We start from the raw sequence: 19,237 nt of genomic DNA, 5'->3' as shown, positions 1-19,237 counted from the left end.
GCCCCGGACAGCTTTGGGATTGACCGCCGGGGCGAAGGGCGGCATTCCAGCCCAATGCTGATCTACAAGATCCTGAGGCCCGGGGAATGGGCTGCCCTGCAACAGACCGGCGAGACGATGGGCGCCCCCATCGACGTCTCGGACGGCTATGTGCATTTCTCGACCCTGGAACAGGTGCGCGAGACCACTGCAAAACATTTTTCCGACGAACCCGGACTGTTCGTGCTTGCGTTCGACGCGGATATGCTCGGCGATGCCCTGAAATGGGAACCCTCGCGCGGTGGCGCGCTGTTCCCGCATCTTTACGCCCCGCTGCGGCTGACCGATGTGCGCTGGTCGCGCCCGCTGCCGCTGGGCTTGGGCGGCCACATGTTCCCGGATGACATGACATGAGCCTTGTCGAACGCGCCGGTCTGGCGGCGATGCGCCGGCTTGACCCGGAAACCGCCCACGGCCTTGCGCTGAGGGCGCTGTCGTCCGGGCTGGCGCCGCTGCCCCGTGTGTTCGCATCGGACCGTCTGCGCTGCATCGTGGCGGGCATGCGGCTTGCCAATCCCCTGGGGCTTGCCGCGGGCTTTGACAAGAATGCCGAGGCGCTGGCCCCGCTGGCCCGCGCCGGGTTCGGGCTGGTCGAGGTCGGCGCCGTGACGCCCCGCCCCCAGGCCGGGAACCCCAGACCCCGGCTGTTTCGCCTGCCCCAGGACCGCGCGGTCATCAACCGCTTCGGGTTCAACAATCGCGGCATGCAGGACGCGCTGCCCCGGCTTGCCGACCGACCCGCGGGCATGGTGCTGGGGCTGAACCTGGGTGCCAACAAGGACAGCGACGACCGCGCCGAAGATTTCGCCCGCGTGCTTGCCGCCTGCGGCGCTCATCTGGATTTCGCGACCGTCAACGTCAGCTCGCCCAACACCGAAAAACTGCGCGACCTTCAGGGCAAGGCGGCGCTGACGGCACTGCTGGCCCGCGTGATGGCGGCGCGCGCCGGGGCCGGGCTGACGCTGCCGGTTTTCGTCAAGATCGCGCCGGATCTGGATGACGCGGGGCTTGCGGATGTAGCCGAGGTGGCGCTGGCCGCTGGTGTGGCGGGTGTGATCGCGACCAACACGACGCTGGCGCGCGACGGGCTGAGATCGCCCCACAGGCACGAGGCCGGCGGGCTGTCCGGCGCTCCGCTGTTCATCCGCTCGACGCGGGTTCTGGCGCGGTTGTCGCAGCTGACCGATGGGGCGCTGCCGCTGATCGGTGTGGGCGGTGTGGCGTCGGGGGCCGATGCCTACGCCAAGATCCGCGCCGGGGCGTCGGCCGTGCAGCTTTATTCGGCGCTGGTTTATCAAGGGCTGTCGCTGGTACCGCGCATCCTGACCGATCTGGACGCGCTGCTGGCACGCGACGGCTTTGCGTCGGTGTCCGATGCGGTCGGCACCGGGCGGGAGGACTGGCTGTGATCCTTTGGCACAACCCGCGCTGTTCGAAATCCCGCGCCGCGCTCGCCCTGCTCACCGGGCGTGGCGTGACCCCGACCATCCGCAATTACCTGGACGACGCCCCCGACCTCGACGAGTTGCGCGCCGCGCGGGCGGCACTTGGCCTGCCGGTCATCGACATGATGCGCCCCGGCGAACCTGACTTTCGCGCGCTGGGCCTGACCCGCGACAGTGACGACGAGACGCTGCTGCGCGCCATGGCGGCCAGACCGAAGCTGATCGAACGCCCGGTTTTGTTTTCCAGCGGGCGCGCGGTGATCGGGCGACCGCCGGAAAACGTGCTGAGCCTGTTGTAACCGCTCAGTCGTAGACGCGCTGATCCTCGATCACGATGCCGTCGCGCGGCAGGGAGCCCGGCTTGACCAGTTCGACCGCCCCCTTCAGCTTGAGCACATCCGCGATGGTCCCGGCATAGCGCGCCGGATCCCCGGACAGGGTTTCAAGACGCACCGTCATCACGTCCATCTCGCCGTCCCGGCTGACGATGACCCGTGCACGGTCGATTTCGGGATGACGGGCGACCAGCGCAGCGACCTGCTCGGGGCGCACGAACATGCCCTTGATCTTGGCGGTCTGATCGGCGCGCCCCATCCAGCCCCTGATCCGCAGGTTGGACCGCCCGCAGGGGCTCACGCCCGGCAGCACCGCGCTAAGGTCGCCCGTGGCGAAGCGGATCAGCGGGTAGTCGGGGTTGAGCGTGGTCACCACCACCTCGCCGACCTCGCCGGGCGTGACCGGGTTGCCGGTGCCGGGGGTGACGATCTCGATGATGACGCGCTCGTCGGAAATCATGCCTTCCATCGCGGCGCTTTCATAGGCGATCATGCCCAGATCAGCGGTGGCATAGCATTGGCGGCAGGCAATGCCGCGGTCCGTGTACCAATCGCGCAAGCTTGGGAACAGCGCCCCGCCGGACACGGCGGCGCGGGTGATTGCCAGCTCCAGCCCCAGCGTATCCGCCTTTTCGAGAACCAGCTTGAGGTAATCGGGCGTGCCCGCATAGGCGGTGACGCCAAGGTCACGCGCCGCGCGCGCCTGCAACTCGGTCTGGCCGGTCCCGGCGGGCAACACCGCCGCCCCCACCGCCCGCGCGCCGTTTTCAAAGATCATGCCCGCCGGCGTCAAATGATAGCCAAAGCAGTTCTGCACGATGTCGCCCTGCCCGATGCCGCAGGCGTGCAGAAACCGCCCCAGCCGCCACCAGTCATGCCCCGCCCCGCCCGGTTCATAGATCGGCCCCGGAGACTGGAACACATGCGCGAATCCATGCGCGGGCCTTGCCGCATAGCCGCCGAACGGCGCCGCCGCGCCCTGCGCGCTGACCAGCGCCGATTTACGCAGCACCGGCAGCCGCGCCAGCGCCGCCAGATCCGCCACCCTGGCCGGGTCGACGTCCGACAGCGCGCCCGCATAGCCCGGAAGCCCCCTCGCCAGCGCGATCTGTTCCGGCAGTGCCTTGGCCAGAGACGCCGCGCGCGCATCGACGCTGCGCGTTTCAAGATCGTCATAATAGCTGCTCATCAAAGCGGCCCTCCCTTGCCTGGCGCCGGGGGGCAGGCGCGGCCTACCCCGTCAAAGCCCCGCTCAGGGGCCAGGTCGCCAATGTCTCGTAAATTGCGCCATCGGGTGTCAGCCGCGAACCGACAAGGCGCAGTTCGCGCGCGGGTTCGGGCCGCGACGCCAGCCCGGCAACCCGCGCCACTCCGGCATCGAACCGGTCCCTGTCGCCCGCGCGCAAGCCGCTGCCGAAGCGGATCAGCGTGATATGCGGACGGAACCGTTCGCGCGGCAGCAGGATTCCGGCGGCGCGCACCGCCGACAGCGTTTGCCCCCGCAGCGCCAGCAACTGCGCCACCGGCGCGACCCCCGCCGCCAGCAGCCTGACCCGTCGCCCGCCAAAGCCTTGCACGCCTTGCAAGGCAAGGGTGCAGCCACACAGCGCCATGCCCGAAAGGGCGGCATCCAGTTCGGCCAGTGCGTCGTCGGGCTGTTCGCCCAGAAAGGCCAGCGTCAGGTGCAGGTTGTCTTTGGGGATCGCGCGGCCCACGGACAGCGTTTCCTGGACCGCCAGAAGCGGCGGCACAAGCGCGTCGGGAACAGCAAGGGCCAGAAAGCATCGCATCGCCCCCCGTCATGCCAGCCAGCGCTTGCGGCGTCGATAGCTGCGCACATCGCGAAAGGATTTGCGCCCGTCGTCCGACATGCCCAGATAGAATTCCTTGACGTCGGGGTTTTCGCGCAGATCGGCGGCGAGCCCATCCATCACCACCCGCCCGCTTTCCAGGATATAGCCGTAATGCGCGTAGCGCAGCGCCACGTTGGTGTTTTGTTCGGCCAGCAGGAACGACACGCCCTCGCCTTCGTTCACCGCCTTGACGATCTGGAAAATCTGTTCGACCAGTTGCGGCGCCAGCCCCATGCTCGGCTCGTCCAGCAGCACCGTTTCGGGGCGGCTCATCAGTGCGCGTCCGATGGCGCACATCTGCTGTTCGCCCCCCGAGGTGTAGCCCGCCTGGCTTTTTCGCCGTTCCTTCAGCCGGGGGAAATAGTCATAGACCATTTCCAGGTCGCGCTCGATCGCCGCCTTGCCGTCCCGCCGGGTGAAGGCGCCGGTCAGCAGGTTTTCCTCGATGGTCAGATGGCCGAAGCAATGCCGCCCCTCCATCACCTGAATCACCCCTTTGCGCACAAGCGCCGCCGGATCCAGATCCTGCACCCGCTCGCCGCGATAGACGATCGAGCCCTTGGTGACCTCGCCCCGTTCGGAATGCAAAAGGTTCGAAATCGCCTTGAGCGTGGTCGTCTTGCCCGCCCCGTTGCCGCCCAGCAGCGCGGTGATGCCCCCCAGGGGCACCGACAGCGACACGCCTTTCAGCACGAGGATGACGTGATTGTAGATCACCTCGATATTGTTGACCTCAAGAAGAGTCTCGGTGCGTCCGGCGTCCAGCATCGTGTTTTTCTCCTAAACCGCGGAATCCGGCGGCGCGTTGCCACGCCGCCGGACGTCAGATCACATCTGGCAGTCTTCGTTTACCGGCCAGGGGGCGTTCGCCTCGGCGTATTCCCGCGCCTTGGCGGTTTCGAGTTCGGAAATCGCCTCGCTTTCGGGCATGATGAGGTCGGAGGCCTTGACGAATTTCGCGCCGTCCCATTCCAAAATCCATCCACCCGAATGCCCGGTGTGGTTGGCGCAGGATGTCGAGAACGGCGGCACCATGCCGGACAGCCCCAGTTCATCCAGCCGCGCCTGGGTAAGGTTGAGGTTTTCCAGCCCCCAGCGCAGATCGGCGGGCGAGATGTCGGGTTTGCCCGCGTGCTCTTGCGCCACGGTGATGCCCTCGGCCAGGATCGCCGAGATCACAAGGCCGCGCGAATAGAACACGCCGTCCATCTCTTCGGGCGAGGTCTGGGATTTTCCCGCGTCGACCACCAGTTTTTTGACATCCGCCATGACCGGAGCGTCAGAGTTGGGGAACGACCAGCTGACCGACTTGTAACCCTTGCCATCCTCGCCCACGAGCCTGAGGTCGGCGTCATGCCCGGACCACCAGACGCCCAGCATCTTGTCCATCGGGAACTTGGTCTTGACCGCCTCGGTGATGGCGCCGGCATTCATCGCGCCCCACCCCCACATGATGACGTAATCGGGACGCTCGCGGCGGACCTGAAGCCACTGCGCCGACTGGTTCTGCATCTCCTTTAGGCCCACGGGAATCGGCAGCAGCTCGAACCCCTCGCTCTCGGCCTTCATTTCAAGATAGGGCAAGGGTTCCTTGCCGAACGGGTGGTCCAGGTGCAGGAACGCCACCTTCTTGCCCGACAGATCTCCCATTTCCTTGATGTATTTCAGGATGATCGACGCGCCGTCCCAATAGGACAGCGGCGTGTTGAACGCCCAGTGGAACACCTTGCCATCCGCCATCGGCGAAAAGCCGTAGCCCGACGCAAGGATCGGGATTTGATCGACATTGGTCTTGGGCAACACCTGAAGCGTGATCCCGGTCGACCACGGCTGGGACACGATGGCGTTGCTTTTGGTCTTTTCGTAGCATTCCACGCCCTTTTCGGTGGAATAGCCGGTTTCGCATTCGAAAAAGTCGATCGGGATGCCGCCGATGCCGCCGTCGCGGGCGTTGAGCATGGCCATGTAATCGGCCTGCCCGTTCATCAGCGGAATGCCGGTCGCGGCAAATGGCCCGGTGCGATAGGCCAGGTTGGGCGTCGACAGACCCTCGGCCATCGCCGCCTGTCCCACCATGGCCCCCAGTGCCGCGGCCGCGGCGATCCTCGTGAATTTGGTCATCGTCAAGGTCTCCTCCCTTATTAGATGAATGGATGGCCCCGCCTCAGTGCGGAAACGGCCAGATGATCAGCTTTTCCCGGATCAGCGCCCAGAGCCGCGCAAGCCCGTGCGGTTCGATAATCAGGAAAAACACGATAAGCGCGCCGACGATCATCACGTTCAGATGCTCGACCGTGGCCGAGCTGATCGGAATGCCCAATGCCTCGGGCACGGTGCCCAGCACCACCGGCAGACCGACGATCAGGATCGCGCCCAGATAGTTGCCCATGACCGACCCGAGACCGCCGATGATGGCGATGAACAGGATGCGAAAGCTAAGCGGAATGTCGAACAGGTTGGGTTCCGCCGCCCCGCGCCACATGAACACGAACAGCGCCCCCGCGACCCCCACCACATAGGATGACACGGCGAATGCGGTCAGCTTGGAGCGCATCAGGTTGATGCCGATCAACTCGGCGGCGATGTCCATGTCGCGGGTGGCCTTCCAGGTGCGCCCCAGCGTGCCGCGCGTCAGGTTGATGCACATCCATGTCATCAGCATCACCACCGCCAGCACCACGTAGTATTGCACCCGCGAATCCGCCTGCGGCCCGGACACATAGATCCCGAACATCGTGAGGTTCGGCACCTGGATCGCGCCAGAGGCGTTATAATTGTAAAGCCAGCCCCATTTTTCGAACAGCCAGACCAGAAAGAACTGCGCGGCGAGCGTTGCAATGGCAAGGTAGAACCCCTTGATCCGCAAGGACGGAATGCCAAAGGCCACGCCCACCCCGGCGCTGAAACCGCCCGACAGCAGGATCGCCACCACCGGGTTCATCCACGGCATCAGGGTCACCATCTTGTAGCAGGCATACGCCCCGACCCCCATGAAGGCCGCCGTGCCCAGCGACAATTGCCCGGCAAATCCCGTCAGCAGGTTCAGCCCCAGAGCCGCCAGCGAATAGATCAGGATCGGGATCAGCAGCGTCTGAAACGCGAACTCGCTTGCCAGCAGCGGAAGGCCCCCCCAGGCGAAGGCAAGGATGATGGCCAGCAGCACCGCGTCCTGGCGGACGGGAAACAGCGCCTGGTCGGCCTGATAGCTGGTCTTGAACTGTCCTGCCGTGCGGTACAGCATTGGCGAAGTCCTTTCTTGAAAGTACGGGTGTGCGGGCCGGTGCCCGAACGATTTCTGTCTGGGGCCGCGCGACCTGGCGCGGCGTCAGACCCGTTCGATGATGCGTTCCCCGAACAGCCCCTGCGGGCGAAACAGCAGCACGATGAGCGCAAGGACAAAGGCGAACCACGTCTCGGTGTTCCCCCCAAGCAAGGGCTGGCCCCAGTAGATCTCGAACAGCTTTTCCATCATGCCGATCAGCAGCCCGCCGATGATTGCGCCGGTGATGCTTTCAAGCCCGCCCAGCATCAGAACGGGCAAGGCTTTATAGGCGATCACTTCGAGCGCAAAGCTGACCCCGGCCCGCGCCCCCCAGGCGATGCCGGTGACCAGCGCGATGATCCCCGCGATGAACCACACCAGCACCCAGATCTGTTGCAGCGAAATGCCCACCGAAAGCGCCGCCTGATGGTCGTCGCCCAGCGCCCGGATCGCCCGGCCCATCCGCGTCTTGTTGAGAAACAGCAGCAGCGCCACCACCAGAAGGGCTGCCACGATCACCGCCGTGATGTCCTTTTGTTCCAGAATCAGCAGCCCGCCCCAGGGTTCGAGCACCACGCTGTCGGTCGGAATGCCCAGTTCCTCGGTAATCATCACCTTGTTTTCGCCGCCAAAGATGATCTCGCCCAGTCCGATCAGAAACAGCGTGATGCCGATCGTCGCCATGAACAGGATGATGTCGGGCTGCCCCACCAGAGGCCGCAGCACCACCCGTTCGATGGTGACCGCCAGCAAGAACATCACCCCCAGAGTCAGGATCACGCAGATCCACGCCGGAACCCCCATCGCGTGCAGGCCCACCAGCGTCAGCGCGGCGAACACAACCATGATGCCCTGCGCAAAGTTGAAAATCCGCGACGAGCGAAAGATCAGCACGAACCCCAGCGCGATCAGCGCGTACAGGATCCCCGAAACCAGCCCCTCCCATAGCACCTGCAACAGGAAATCGGGCGCCTCGACCATGTCGATGAATGGCTTGATGAAGATGTCGTTCAGCATTGCTCTCTCCTCAATGCGCCACGCCAAGATAGGCGTCGATCACGTCCTGATTGTTGCGCACCTCATCGGGCGGCCCGTCGCCGATCTTTTTGCCGTAATCCATGACGACGACCCGATCGGACAGATCCATCACCACTCCCATGTCATGTTCGATCAACACGATGGTGGTGCCGAATTCGTCATTCACATCAAGGATGAACCGGCTCATGTCCTCTTTCTCCTCGACGTTCATGCCCGCCATCGGCTCGTCAAGCAGCAGCATGGACGGCTCGGCCGCCAGCGCGCGGGCCAGTTCGACCCGCTTTTTCAGCCCATAAGGCAGCCGCCCCACCGGGGTCTTGCGGATCGCCTGGATTTCAAGGAAATCGATGACCTTCTCGACGACCGCGCGGTTGGCGATTTCCTCGTCCCGCGCGCGGCCCCACCACAGCGCCTGGCTTGCGATGCCCGCCTTCATATGCGTCAACCGCCCGGTCATGACGTTGTCGAGCACCGACATCCCCTCGAACAGCGCGATGTTCTGAAAGGTGCGCGCGATGCCCATGCGGGCGACCTCGTAGGGCTTCATCGGGGGACGCTTGGCCCCCTTGTACCAAAGCTCGCCCTCCGACGGCGTGTAGAACCCGCTGATGATGTTCAGCATGGAACTCTTTCCCGCCCCGTTCGGGCCGATGATTGCCCGGATTTCCCCCTCGCGGATGTCAAACGAGATGTCCTTGATCGCCACCACCCCGCCGAATTTCAGCGTGATGTTGCGCAGCTCCATCAGGGTGCCGCCGATCTGCCGCCCGTCGGCGGTGATGTATCCCGTATCGGACACGGCGCCCTCCTTTTCATCGTTCCGGTAAGTTCTCATCGCGCCATCCATCAGACTTTCCCCTCGCCGCAAGGCGCCATGGCGGGATGGTGGGCGGGGCGACTTGCGCAGCAAGAGCGCCCGGCCATCATTCCGCCGCCATCGCGGGCGGCGCCACCGGCACCGCCTTTGCGTCCATCAGCGTCAGCGTCGCCTTGATCTGGCCCTTGCGCCCGTCTTCGTAGGTGACTTCGGTCTCGGTGTAGACGCTGTCGGATCCGTCGTACAAAGCCGTCACCAGATCGTGGAATTTCTCGGCGATGATCTTGCGCCGCACCTTGCGGGTGCGCGTCAGTTCACCATCGTCCGCATCCAGTTCCTTGTGCAGAACCAGAAACCGGTGGATCTGACAGCCCGACAGCATCGGATCTTCGGCAACGCTGGCGTTGACCTCTTCGACGTGGCCGCGGATCGTTTCCAGCACCTTTGGGTGCCCCGCCAGTTCCTGATAGGACGCATAGGCGATGTTGTTGCGCTCGGCCCAGCTGCCAACGGCGGTCAGGTCGATGTTGATGAAGGCGGCGCAGCGGTCGCGGTCCGCGCCGAACACGACGACCTCAAGGATATTGGGGAAGAACTTCAGCTTGTTCTCGACGTATTTCGGCGCAAACAGTGCACCGTCGGCCATCTTGCCCACGTCCTTGGCCCGGTCGATGATGCGCAGATGCCCGGTGCCTTCCTCGAAGAACCCTGCATCCCCGGTAGCGACCCAGCCGTCAGCGTCCTTGGTATCGGCGGTGCTTTCGGCATTCTTGTAATATTCGACGAACACCCCCGGCGAGCGGTAGAACACCTCGCCGTTCTCGGCGATGCGGATTTCCACGCCCGGAGACGGGACGCCCACCGTATCGGGCCGCACCTGATTGTCGGGCTGCTGGGTGATGAACACCGACGCCTCGGTCTGTCCGTAAAGCTGTTTGAGGTTGATCCCCAGCGCCCGATAGAAATCAAAGATCTCCGGGCCGATCGCCTCACCGGCGGTATAGCCCACCCGAACGCGCGAAAACCCCAGCGCATTCTTGAGCGGCCCATAGACCAGCGCCGCCCCCAGCGCATAGCGCGCCCGGTCAAGCGCCCCCACCTGCCCGCCATCCAGAATCTTCGGCCCCACCCGCCGCGCCAGCCGCATGAAATGATGGAACATCCGCTTCTTGAACGCGCCCGCATCCTCCATCCGGATCATGATCGACGTCAGCTGGGTTTCGAACACCCGCGGCGGGGCGAAATAATACGACGGCGCAATCTCTCGCAGATCGGTCAGCATGGTTTCGGCGCTTTCGGGGCAGTTGACGCAGAACCCCGCCCAGAACGCCTGCCCGATGGAAAAGATGAAATCCCCGACCCAGGCCATGGGTAGCCAGGCCAGCACTTCCTCGCCCGGCCCGAGATGATCGAATTCCGACGATGCCCTGGCCGTCTCGATGATGTTGCGGTTCGACAGCACCACCCCCTTGGGCTTGCCCGTCGTCCCCGAAGTATAGAGCATGACGCAGGTATCATCATACCCCAGAGCCCCGCGCCGCGCGTTCAGCTCGCCGATCAGCTCATCGCGAGCCGCCCGCCCCTGCGCCTGAATGTGTCCGTATTCATGCAGCTGCCGGTGATCGTATTTCCGCATACCACGCGGATCGACATAGATCATGTGTTCGAATTGGTGCAGATCGTCCTGGATCTCGATGACCTTGTCGACCTGTTCCTGATCGGCGGCGATGATGAACCGCGCGCCGCAATGCGACAGGACGTATTCCATTTCGTCCGCGACGGCGTCCTGATACAGTGGCACCGGCACTGCGCCGCACATCTGCGCGGCGACCATCGCCCAGTACAGCGTCGGGCGGTTGCGCCCGATCACCGCCACATGATCGCCCGGCGCCAGCCCGAGATTCAGTAGCCCCAGCGCAAAGGCCTCGATCTCATCGGCCCCTTCGGCCCAGGTCCAGCTTTGCCAGATCCCGTATTCCTTTTCCCGCCACGCAGGCCGGCCGCCATACAGCGACACGTTGCGCTGCAACAGCTGCGGAATCGAGCGCAGGCCCTCTGCGCCCTCGGACATATACGCCAAGTCTCATCCCTCCGTTGATCGCCCGGGGCTCCTCTTCCCCGGTTGCCCCTTGGGGCAGCGCGATTCCGATCCCATTAGGATCACGGACAGGCTGGCGGTCAATCTTTACGTCATCTTTGCGGGACTCTAACGAATTGTAACAGACGTTACCCCAGACCCGGCGCGCTGATCCCGAACACCCCCGCCAGCAGCACGAAATTGAGCGTAAGCACAACGCAGGCCCCCGCGATGGCGGGCCAGCGCAGCCACGGGCCGATGGCGAACCGGCCCATAACTTCGGGCCGCATGGAAAAATACAGCAAGGCCAGCATCGGCACCGGCAACGCCACCGACAGCACCACCTGGCTCATCACCAGCGCATCGGTGGCGTTGACGCCCATCGCCACCACGCCAAAGGCCGGCACCATGGTGACCGCCCTGCGCAGCCACAGCGGCACATGAAACCGCAGGAATCCCTGCATGATCATCTGTCCCGCCATCGTGCCCACCACCGAAGACGAAATCCCCGAAGCGATCAGCGACACAAGGAAAATCCCGGCGGCAGCGGACCCCAGCAAAGGCGACAGCGTGTGATAGGCGGTTTCGATCTCGGCCACCTCGGAATGGCCACGGTGAAAGGCGCTGGCCGCCATCATGACCATCGCCATGTTGACCATCCCCGCGACCGACAGCGCCAGCATCACCTCGATGTTGGACCAGCGCAGCACGCGGGCGCGGTCGGCGTCGTCGCGGATCGCACTGCGGGCCTGCGTCAGCCCCGAATGCAGGTAGATCGCGTGCGGCATGACGGTGGCGCCGATGATCCCCACAGCGATGGTCAGCGCGGCGGTATCGGGCAGCCGCGGCGTCACCAGCCCCATCCCCGTTGCCGCCCAGTCGACCGGGGCGATCAGCACTTCGGCCAGATAGCACAGCCCGATGGTGCCGACGAAGGCACCGATGATGATCTCCATCCGCCGTTGCCCGCCGCGTTCAAAGATCAGGATGCCGTAGGTCACCGCAGCCGTGATCGCCATGCCCGCGATCAGCGGCAGCCCGGTCAGCAGCGCCAGCCCGATGGCCCCGCCCAGAAATTCCGCCAGATCCGTCGCCATCGCCGCCACTTCGGACACCGCCCACATCATCCAGACCAGCGGACGCGGCAGATGATCGCGCGACAGCTCGGCCAGATTGCGCCCGGTGACGATGCCCAGACGCGCCGACAGCGCCTGAAACAGCATCGCGATCAGATTCGCCATCAGCACCACCCACAGCAGCGCATAGCCATAGCCCGCGCCCGCCTGGATATTCGTCGCATAGTTGCCGGGGTCCATGTAGGCGATGGACGCCACCACCGCCGGCCCGATGAACATCAACCGCCGTGCAAGGCCACGCGGCCCGCGCCCGTTCGGCGCCTTGGCCCCGTCGGGTGTCTGTGACGTCGTTCCGGGCATTGTACCGTTCCTTTCCTGGGTTCTGGCCGGTGTATGACCTCGGGCGCGCGGGCTGCAACGGGACATATCGTCTTCGCCCCCCGCCCGCTGGCCCTTGGGCCGCGCCGGTGATAGCGTCCCGGTCCGGGGGGACGATGCAGAAATACAAGCTGACTCAGGCGGGCCTGAACCTGATCCAACAGGCGCTGTCGATCTATGACAGCGATCTGCGGCTGGCCGTGTCCAACCGGCGCTTTGCCGAAATGTTCGATCTGCCGCAGGCGCTGTATACCGAAGGCGCGCGGTTCGACGACACCATCCGCCACCTTGCAACAGACGGCGAATACGGCCCCGTCGGCGATATCGACCGCTTTGTCGCGGCGCGCGTCGATCAGGCCCGCGCCTTCAAGGCGCATTACATGGAACGCACCCGCGCCAACGGCCGCACCATCAGCGTCGAAGGCGCCCCCCTGCCCAACGGCGGCTGGGTCACCGTTTATACCGACATCACGCCGGTCAAGCAGCAAGAGGCCCTGCTGCGCACCCGGTCCGAGCTGCTGTCCGAAGAGGTGCTGCGCCGGTCCGAAGAACTGTCCGCCACCAATCGCCAGCTGGCTTCGGCCAACGCGGCCCTGCGGGAAGCGCAGGCCGAACTGCGCGAAATCGAGGCCCGCACCCGCCTGACCACCGAAATGATGCCGGCCCATATCGCCCGTGTCGACGACCGGGGTGTCTATACGTTTTCCAATCGGCGGTTGTCGTCGGTGATGCCGGGGCGGCCGTCGGACATCGTCGGGCTGCACGGCTCGCAGGCGCTGGGGCCATCCTGGGCCAAGGTGTCCGCGCGCCTGGATCTGGCGCTTGCGGGCGAACAAAGCATATTCGAATTCACCGATGACGATTCGCAGCGGCGCATCCGCGCGGTGTTCACCCCCGATCCCGCCGAACCGGGCGTCTACATCCTGTCCCATGACGTGACCGGGGAAACCCAGGCCCGCGCCGCGCTGCAACAGACCCGGCGGCGCGAGATGGCGGCGCAACTGACATCGGGGCTGGCGCATGATTTTTCCAACCTTCTGACGATCATCCTGGGGATGCAGTCGAAACTGTCGCGCATGGTCGGGCCAGATGCCGCCCCGCTGGTCACCGCCACCTTGCAGACCGCCCGGCGGGGCGGCGACCTGCTGAACCGAATCGCCGACATCACCTCGCACCGTATCTGGCGGCCCGAGCCCGTGGCGCTGCCCGCCTTTCTGGACGATCTGGCGACGCTGGCGACGCCCTCGCTGCCCGGCGGCGTGTCGCTGACGGTCGAGGCCACGGCGCGCGCCGTCTACCTGCTGGATGCCGGAATGCTTCAGGATGCCGCGCTCAACCTTGTGCTGAACGCCGCCGACGCCTGCGGAGCGCGGGGCGCGATCCGGGTGGCGGCGCGGGCGGTGGGCGACACCTGGCTGGAACTGGTGGTCACCGACACCGGGCCCGGCTTTGCACCGCTGGCTCTAAGCCACGGGTTGGACCCGTTTTTCACCACCAAGGGCGGCGCCGGGTCCGGCCTGGGGCTGGCGATGGTCTATGACATGGCCAAGCTGGCGGGAGGCGATGTGCGCCTTGCCAATGGCGACAGCGGCGCGCGCGTCACCCTGCGCCTGCCGTTGCGCGAGGCGGTCTCGCTGTTGCGCCCAGGTCTTGTTCTGCTGGTCGAGGACGACCCCGACCTGCGCGCCCAGCTGCGCGAGACGCTGACCGGGCTGGGCCACGCGGTGGCCGAGGCATCATCGGTCGACGAGGCCTGCGCCCTGGCCGAAGGTCTGGACGTGGATGTCGTGCTGTCCGACATCACGCTGGAAGGCACCGCGCCCGGCACCGACCTGCCCGCCCGCCTGCCGGGCCTGCCCGTGCGCCTGATGACAGCCCTGCCCGAGTCCAGCGCGCTGTATCAGCGCGCCGCGGCCCTTGGCCCGGTGCTGCGCAAACCGTTTTCCCCCGAGGCGCTGGCCGCCTTCCTGACCGAGGTGCCCGCATGACCGCCCCGCTCGTGTCGATCCTTGACGATGAACCGGCTATCCGCTCGATGTTGTCCGAGGCGCTGGCCGACGCGGGGTTTCGCACCAGCGCCTTTGCGCGCGCCGCCGAATTCGAGGCCGCGCTGAAACGCGCCCGCCCGGATGTCTGCCTTGTGGATCTGGGCTTGCCCGACCGCGACGGGCTGAGCCTTGTGCACCGGCTGGCGCTGGAACAGGGGGCGGTGGTCATCATCATCTCGGGGCGCGCGCAGGTGCAGGACCGGGTAACGGGGCTGGAACTGGGCGCCGACGACTACATCATCAAACCCTTCGATCCAACCGAGGTGGTGGCGCGCATCCGCGCCCGCCTGCGTGCGCCCAGACGCGAAACCCAGCGTGGCAACACCGCGCGGTTCGCCGGCTGGACCGCCCATTTCGACCGCTATGCGCTGGAAGACGCGGGCGGCGTGGAAACACCGTTTTCCCATGCCGAGGGCGAGGTGCTGCGACTGTTTCTGGACGCCCCCAAGCGCCTCATCACCCGTGCGCAAATGCAGGAATCGCTGGGGGGCGCCGCCGGCGAAAGCTTTGATCGGGCGATGGATGTGCGGATTTCGCGGCTGCGCCAGAAGCTGCGCGAAGACCCAAGAAACCCGCGCCTGATCAAGACGATCTATGGCGCGGGCTATATCTTTCTGGGCGACGTGGAGTGGGGCTGACGTCAGCTAAGGCACCCGGCCAGACGTTTCATGTAGTCGTCGTCATCGGCTTCGGCGCGGGTTGTCAGCAATGCGTTGGTGACCGTGATCGTGTCTTCGGTTTTCAACGCCCCCTCGGTCGAACTCTCCGAAAGACAGGTCACCAGATCGGTGATGTTAAATCTGCGGCGTTTCAGACGCTGACGCAGATTGTTGTGCGACCAGCGCAGCGCGGCAACGAATTTCGTGCTTTTCTGAAAATCATTTCCGGCCCCAGTGCCCTGCGAGGTGGTGGTCGCCATGCAAAGCGCATCGCTTGCGGCAAGCCTCAGGGCGCGCGCGGCTTGATTGGAATCCGCATAGGTGGCGATTTCGCTAATGCCCAAAGCCGCGACCGTCCGCCGCGCAATCACTTCATCGGTCACCCCGTAAAGCGGGTTGAGCGCAAGAGCCATCGCCGAAACGAACATCGCGCCATTCAGCGCGATGTTCACCTGTTCGGTCTGAAACGCAAGTTGCTGATATTCCCGGTCAAGTGCAAAGGCAAAGCGGGTCAGGTCCTGGGTTCCCAGCCCGACAAGGCCGTCGCCAGAGCTTCCCAATCGCTTTTCCGTCGGAGCTGGTCGATAAACCGGATGATCCGCCGCGATTGATTTCGACTTAATCGCGACGGTTGGTGGCAAAGTACACGCAGCGGCAAAGGCCAGGGCAAATGCAGGGAAAAATCTGATAATTTTCATGCCATCTCTCTTATTTTCACAATGGCGTGATAAAAAGGGAGAAGACATGACGCCAACAAGCGGCACGTCGCGCAAAACGGACCGTTCCGCGTTTCTGGTATCATCCGCGCAAGGATTACGAAGGCAGATCCATCAATCGGGCAAAAAGAAAACCCTGCCCGGCTTATTTATCTGCCCTGCAATGGCGCCGATCAGTTGATGGGTTCATCCGCCAGAAGCGCGATCAACTCGCGCTTCATTTGCGCAAGCTCATCGCGATAGGGCGACGGCGGCAGACAGCTGAGTGCCGCGTCGAAATCGCCCAGCACCTGCGCTTCGGCGTCTTCCACGGCGGCCATCATGTCGCCGTCGACGTCTCCGAACAGAGATCGCAGCGACACGGTGGTGCGGCTGATCGCGGCCCTGAACCCTTCGCTCCCGTCCGGATCTCCGCCCAGCGCCGTGATGATCGCTGCGATGCGCTGGCTTTGCTCGACATGCAGGCCGCGGAATTTCAGCGCGACAAAGCGGAAATCCGGCTCGGCCTTGTCGGCCATTTCGGCAAACCAGGCGCGGCAATCGGCGCTGCGCGACAAAAGATGCTGAAGGACCGAAAGCTGGTCCTTGGTCGCGGTGATCGGCGTGACGTCATTCATGGCATATTCCTTGCGGCTGACCTGGCCGAACGCACTGACCTTGGGGCGGGTTCCGCGCCCCCGCCGCCACCAAAGTCACGGCGGGGCATTCACCTTGCCCCCGAAAGCTGTCATCCTGCGCCGATGCTGCTTCGCCCCGCCCGACTGTCAGATGCATCAAGCATTGCCGCGATCTCGATCGAGGTGTGGATCGGCACCTATATCAAGCGGGGCGTTAGCGCATTTTTCGCGGATTACGCGCTACGCACCTTTACGCGCGAAAACACCGAAACCCTGATCGCGGACCCTGACCAGACCTTTCTGGTGTCCGAAAACGCCGATGGGATCGACGGCGTGCTGCGCCTGGCGCGAGGCAGCCCTGCCCCTGTCGAGGGTTGCCACGATGTCGAAATCGCGACCTTGTACGTTCAGCCGCGCCATCAGGGCAAAGGCATCGGCCGGGCGCTGCTGAACGCCGCGTTCGAATTGTGCCACGATGAAGCTGCGCCGTCCGTCTGGCTGGCGACCAATGCGGAAAACACCCCCGCGATCGGCTTTTACCTTGCGACCGGGTTTCGACAGGTCGGGCAGACGCAGTTTCGCATCGGCGATCAGGCTTATCCGAACAACGTCTACGCCTGCCGCCTTGCGTGACCCGCCCGGCCCCGGACCCGTCAGACGATCAGCGCCGTCAGCCGGGCGCGCGCATCCTGCGGGATCGGAATCGGCCGGGTCTGCGGGTTGACCAGAACGTGGATGAAAAAACCCTCGACGCAGGCGGTGGATTCGTCGCCCCGAAAGATGCCGATCTCGAAGCGCACCGAAGAGCTGCCCAGCCTGCCGACCCGTATGCCGGCCTGCAACGGGTCGGGAAAGCGCGCCTCGGCGTGGTAGGTGCAGCCCGATTCGACCACCAGAAAGCGCAGACCGCCCTCTTGCGCGATCTCCATTCCCTGTTCGATCTGCCACAGGCTGACCGCCGTGTCGAAATAGGACAGGTAAGTGACATTGTTGATGTGCCCGTAGGCGTCGTTGTCCTTCCACCGGGTCTGGATGGGATAGAATCGCGCATAGGCGCTACGGGGCGATGGGGGGCGGCGACTCATCCGGATTTCAACGCTCTGAAGGCCGCCGAGGCCCCCCAGCCCGCGGCGATGGCGATCACCAGGGACAAGAGACCATAGAGGGCGGACTGGTTTCGGGACAGGTTGAACAGCCAGCGTTCCAACCCGACTTTGCGCACCTCAAGGGTGGATGCGTGCTGTGACACCACCGTGCCGCCGCGCGTCAGGAAGACGCGGGTGGTGTAGGTGCCTTCGACGATGGTCGCGGGCATGCGGATCGCCACGTCGAACAGCGTCGATTCGCGAAATTCGACGCTGTCGTAAAAGGTCTTGTACAGGCCCGCCCTTTCGCGAACCCGGATCAGCGCGTCGGTAAAGCTCTGACTGTCGGCAATGGCCATCGGCGCACCGACCGACCGGATGGCGCGTTCGATGGACACCTTGTGGCGCAGGTCCTCGACCTCGGAAATCGACTCATCCCAGGGGGCCGAGCTTGCGACGGCATAAAACGACGGGGCGGCGTCGATCTCGACCGCCTCGGTGTTGACCCAGATGCCAAGGCGGCGTTCCTTGCGCCAGACGGTGACCGGGGTCACCGGCCCCGCGACCGACACGATCACCCGCAGCGGAGGATCGGCCTGGATCGCCGCCTCGCGCTTGACCGCGCCAAAGATCAGCACCTCGGAACCGTTGAAATCGGTGGTGATCGCGACGCTGTCACGGCTAAGGCCCATGACGACCTCTTCCGCGCGGGCAGGCAGGGTCAGCGCCAGCAGCAAAAGCAGCGCGCGGATCATTCGCCCACCCCCAGTTCGAACAGGTCGGCCGGGGTCAGGAACAGATCCAGCGCCAGCTTGCCGCAGACCAGCAGCACCAGCGCCGCCAGCGCGATACGCAGTTGTTCGGCCTTCAGACGCATGCCCAGGGCGGTGCCGATCTGCGCGCCGATCACTCCGCCGATCAGCAACACCAGCGCCAGCAGGATGTCGACCGTCTGGCTGGTGATGGCATGGGCCATGGTGGTGAACGCGGTCACAAAGATGATCTGGAACAGCGAGGTGCCCACCACCACCTTGGTCGGCATCCCCAGCAGATAGATCATCGCGGGCACCATGATGAACCCGCCGCCCACGCCCATGATCGCCGACAGCACCCCGACGCACAGCCCCACCAGCGCCGGCGGGATGGCCGAGATATACAAGCCGGATGTCCGGAACCGCACCTTGAACGGCAGCCCGTGGACCCAGCCGTGATGTTTGCGCCTGGGCGGACCGCCCCGGCGCGATCGGCGCAGCGCGGCCAGGCTTTCAAAGAACATAAGCCCGCCGATGATTCCCAGAAACACCACATAGCACAGGCGGACCAGCAGATCGACCTGGCCCATCCCCTTGAGCAGGTTGAAAACCCAGATCCCGACCGCCGCGCCCACGATGCCCCCGGACAACAGAACCGTGCCCATGCGCAGATCGACCGTTCGCCGTTTGAGATGCGCCAGCACGCCCGACACCGAACTGGCGACGATCTGGTTCGCCCCGGTCGCCACCGCCACCGCAGGCGGGATGCCCATGAAAAACAGCAGCGGCGTAATCAGAAACCCGCCCCCGACGCCAAACATGCCCGAAAGGATGCCCACCAGCGCGCCCAGCCCGAACAGCAAGAGGATATTGACCGAGATCTCGGCGATGGGGAGGTAGACCTGCATGCCCGCGACTTTGCGAGCGTGCGGCGGAATTGGCAAGCGGCGCCGGTCAGAAGGGGCTGCGGCTCTGGCCAAAAAGCCTCAGCCTGCGGCGCGGGCTTCGGGGCCGAACGAACGGGCGCCGCGCCGATCACG

General features: G+C 64.9%; 20 protein-coding genes. 6 read left to right on the top strand and 14 right to left on the bottom strand.

From position 1 onward, the window contains the following. Positions 1-54: 54 nt before the first annotated feature. The 3 genes from ATI53_RS00820 to arsC are packed head-to-tail and all read left to right on the top strand — an operon-like array spanning position 55 to position 1,783. On the top strand, positions 55-393 hold the full coding sequence (locus ATI53_RS00820; RefSeq protein WP_034453291.1) for a DUF952 domain-containing protein: 339 nt from the start codon (positions 55-57) through the stop codon (positions 391-393). Continuing rightward, the gene (locus ATI53_RS00815) at positions 390-1,448 is read left to right on the top strand and encodes a quinone-dependent dihydroorotate dehydrogenase (protein WP_111549477.1); all 1,059 of its coding nucleotides are present in this window, start codon (positions 390-392) and stop codon (positions 1,446-1,448) included. Before ATI53_RS00820 ends, ATI53_RS00815 begins: the two co-directional genes overlap by 4 nt. Beyond that, the gene (gene arsC, locus ATI53_RS00810; protein WP_111549476.1) at positions 1,445-1,783 is read left to right on the top strand and encodes an arsenate reductase (glutaredoxin); all 339 of its coding nucleotides are present in this window, start codon (positions 1,445-1,447) and stop codon (positions 1,781-1,783) included. The genes ATI53_RS00815 and arsC overlap by 4 nt, the downstream gene beginning before the upstream one ends. 4 nt (positions 1,784-1,787) lie before the next feature. Here arsC and ATI53_RS00805 read toward each other — a convergent pair whose 3' ends face one another. The 9 genes from ATI53_RS00805 to ATI53_RS00765 form a co-directional block, all read right to left on the bottom strand. After that, positions 1,788-3,008 (bottom strand): phenylacetate--CoA ligase family protein, encoded by a 1,221-nt coding sequence (locus tag ATI53_RS00805; RefSeq protein ID WP_111549475.1) that lies wholly within the window; start codon positions 3,006-3,008, stop codon positions 1,788-1,790. 43 nt (positions 3,009-3,051) lie between these two features. After that, positions 3,052-3,609, bottom strand: a complete 558-nt coding sequence (gene thpR, locus ATI53_RS00800; protein ID WP_111549474.1) for an RNA 2',3'-cyclic phosphodiesterase — start codon at positions 3,607-3,609, stop codon at positions 3,052-3,054. A 9-nt stretch (positions 3,610-3,618) separates the two neighbouring features. After that, the gene (locus ATI53_RS00795) at positions 3,619-4,440 is read right to left on the bottom strand and encodes an ABC transporter ATP-binding protein (RefSeq protein WP_009506243.1); all 822 of its coding nucleotides are present in this window, start codon (positions 4,438-4,440) and stop codon (positions 3,619-3,621) included. A gap of 60 nt (positions 4,441-4,500) precedes the next feature. Beyond that, entirely contained in the window at positions 4,501-5,793 is a 1,293-nt protein-coding gene (locus ATI53_RS00790; RefSeq protein WP_009506245.1) for an ABC transporter substrate-binding protein, read from the bottom strand. A 43-nt stretch (positions 5,794-5,836) separates the two neighbouring features. Further along, the gene (locus ATI53_RS00785) at positions 5,837-6,913 is read right to left on the bottom strand and encodes a branched-chain amino acid ABC transporter permease (protein ID WP_009506247.1); all 1,077 of its coding nucleotides are present in this window, start codon (positions 6,911-6,913) and stop codon (positions 5,837-5,839) included. 84 nt (positions 6,914-6,997) lie between these two features. Then, a complete protein-coding gene (locus ATI53_RS00780; RefSeq protein ID WP_111549473.1) occupies positions 6,998-7,951 on the bottom strand; it encodes a branched-chain amino acid ABC transporter permease in 954 nt (317 codons plus the stop codon). Positions 7,952-7,961: 10 nt separating this feature from the next. Continuing rightward, positions 7,962-8,807 (bottom strand): ABC transporter ATP-binding protein, encoded by an 846-nt coding sequence (locus tag ATI53_RS00775; RefSeq protein WP_051989525.1) that lies wholly within the window; start codon positions 8,805-8,807, stop codon positions 7,962-7,964. Between the two features lie 88 nt (positions 8,808-8,895). Then, positions 8,896-10,860 (bottom strand): AMP-binding protein, encoded by a 1,965-nt coding sequence (locus tag ATI53_RS00770; protein WP_111549472.1) that lies wholly within the window; start codon positions 10,858-10,860, stop codon positions 8,896-8,898. A gap of 155 nt (positions 10,861-11,015) precedes the next feature. After that, complete coding sequence (locus tag ATI53_RS00765) at positions 11,016-12,302, bottom strand: Nramp family divalent metal transporter (protein ID WP_009506254.1); 1,287 nt, start codon at positions 12,300-12,302, stop codon at positions 11,016-11,018. A gap of 134 nt (positions 12,303-12,436) precedes the next feature. Here ATI53_RS00765 and ATI53_RS00760 point away from each other — a divergent pair, with 134 nt between their 5' ends. Beyond that, on the top strand, positions 12,437-14,308 hold the full coding sequence (locus tag ATI53_RS00760) for a PAS-domain containing protein (RefSeq protein ID WP_111549471.1): 1,872 nt from the start codon (positions 12,437-12,439) through the stop codon (positions 14,306-14,308). Further along, positions 14,305-15,006 carry a response regulator transcription factor gene (locus ATI53_RS00755; RefSeq protein ID WP_009506258.1) on the top strand — a complete coding sequence of 234 codons (702 nt, stop codon included), beginning with the start codon at positions 14,305-14,307 and terminating at the stop codon, positions 15,004-15,006. Before ATI53_RS00760 ends, ATI53_RS00755 begins: the two co-directional genes overlap by 4 nt. A 2-nt stretch (positions 15,007-15,008) precedes the next feature. On the opposite strand, the gene ATI53_RS00750 is transcribed toward ATI53_RS00755, so the two are convergent. Both ATI53_RS00750 and ATI53_RS00745 read right to left on the bottom strand, forming a co-directional pair. Then, positions 15,009-15,800, bottom strand: a complete 792-nt coding sequence (locus ATI53_RS00750) for a hypothetical protein (protein WP_146609862.1) — start codon at positions 15,798-15,800, stop codon at positions 15,009-15,011. 116 nt (positions 15,801-15,916) lie between these two features. Next, the gene (locus tag ATI53_RS00745; RefSeq protein ID WP_009506260.1) at positions 15,917-16,360 is read right to left on the bottom strand and encodes a DUF2383 domain-containing protein; all 444 of its coding nucleotides are present in this window, start codon (positions 16,358-16,360) and stop codon (positions 15,917-15,919) included. Positions 16,361-16,483: 123 nt separating this feature from the next. Here ATI53_RS00745 and ATI53_RS00740 point away from each other — a divergent pair, with 123 nt between their 5' ends. Next, on the top strand, positions 16,484-16,993 hold the full coding sequence (locus tag ATI53_RS00740) for a GNAT family N-acetyltransferase (protein ID WP_009506262.1): 510 nt from the start codon (positions 16,484-16,486) through the stop codon (positions 16,991-16,993). Between the two features lie 20 nt (positions 16,994-17,013). Here the strand turns inward: ATI53_RS00740 and ATI53_RS00735 are convergent, their stop codons facing one another. The 3 genes from ATI53_RS00735 to ATI53_RS00725 are packed head-to-tail and all read right to left on the bottom strand — an operon-like array spanning position 17,014 to position 19,105. Then, positions 17,014-17,445 carry an acyl-CoA thioesterase gene (locus ATI53_RS00735; RefSeq protein WP_009506264.1) on the bottom strand — a complete coding sequence of 144 codons (432 nt, stop codon included), beginning with the start codon at positions 17,443-17,445 and terminating at the stop codon, positions 17,014-17,016. Continuing rightward, a complete protein-coding gene (locus ATI53_RS00730; protein WP_009506265.1) occupies positions 17,442-18,200 on the bottom strand; it encodes a TIGR02186 family protein in 759 nt (252 codons plus the stop codon). The genes ATI53_RS00735 and ATI53_RS00730 overlap by 4 nt, the downstream gene beginning before the upstream one ends. Beyond that, positions 18,197-19,105: a sulfite exporter TauE/SafE family protein gene (locus ATI53_RS00725; protein WP_009506266.1), complete on the bottom strand. Its 909-nt coding sequence runs from the start codon at positions 19,103-19,105 to the stop codon at positions 18,197-18,199. The genes ATI53_RS00730 and ATI53_RS00725 overlap by 4 nt, the downstream gene beginning before the upstream one ends. Positions 19,106-19,237: the final 132 nt, after the last annotated feature.

Origin of the sequence: Salipiger aestuarii (assembly GCF_003259905.1) — a bacterium.
Classification (GTDB): domain Bacteria; phylum Pseudomonadota; class Alphaproteobacteria; order Rhodobacterales; family Rhodobacteraceae; genus Salipiger; species Salipiger aestuarii.
The sequence above is the reverse complement of the archived record's forward strand: the minus strand, read 5'-3'. Positions and strand labels throughout refer to the sequence as shown.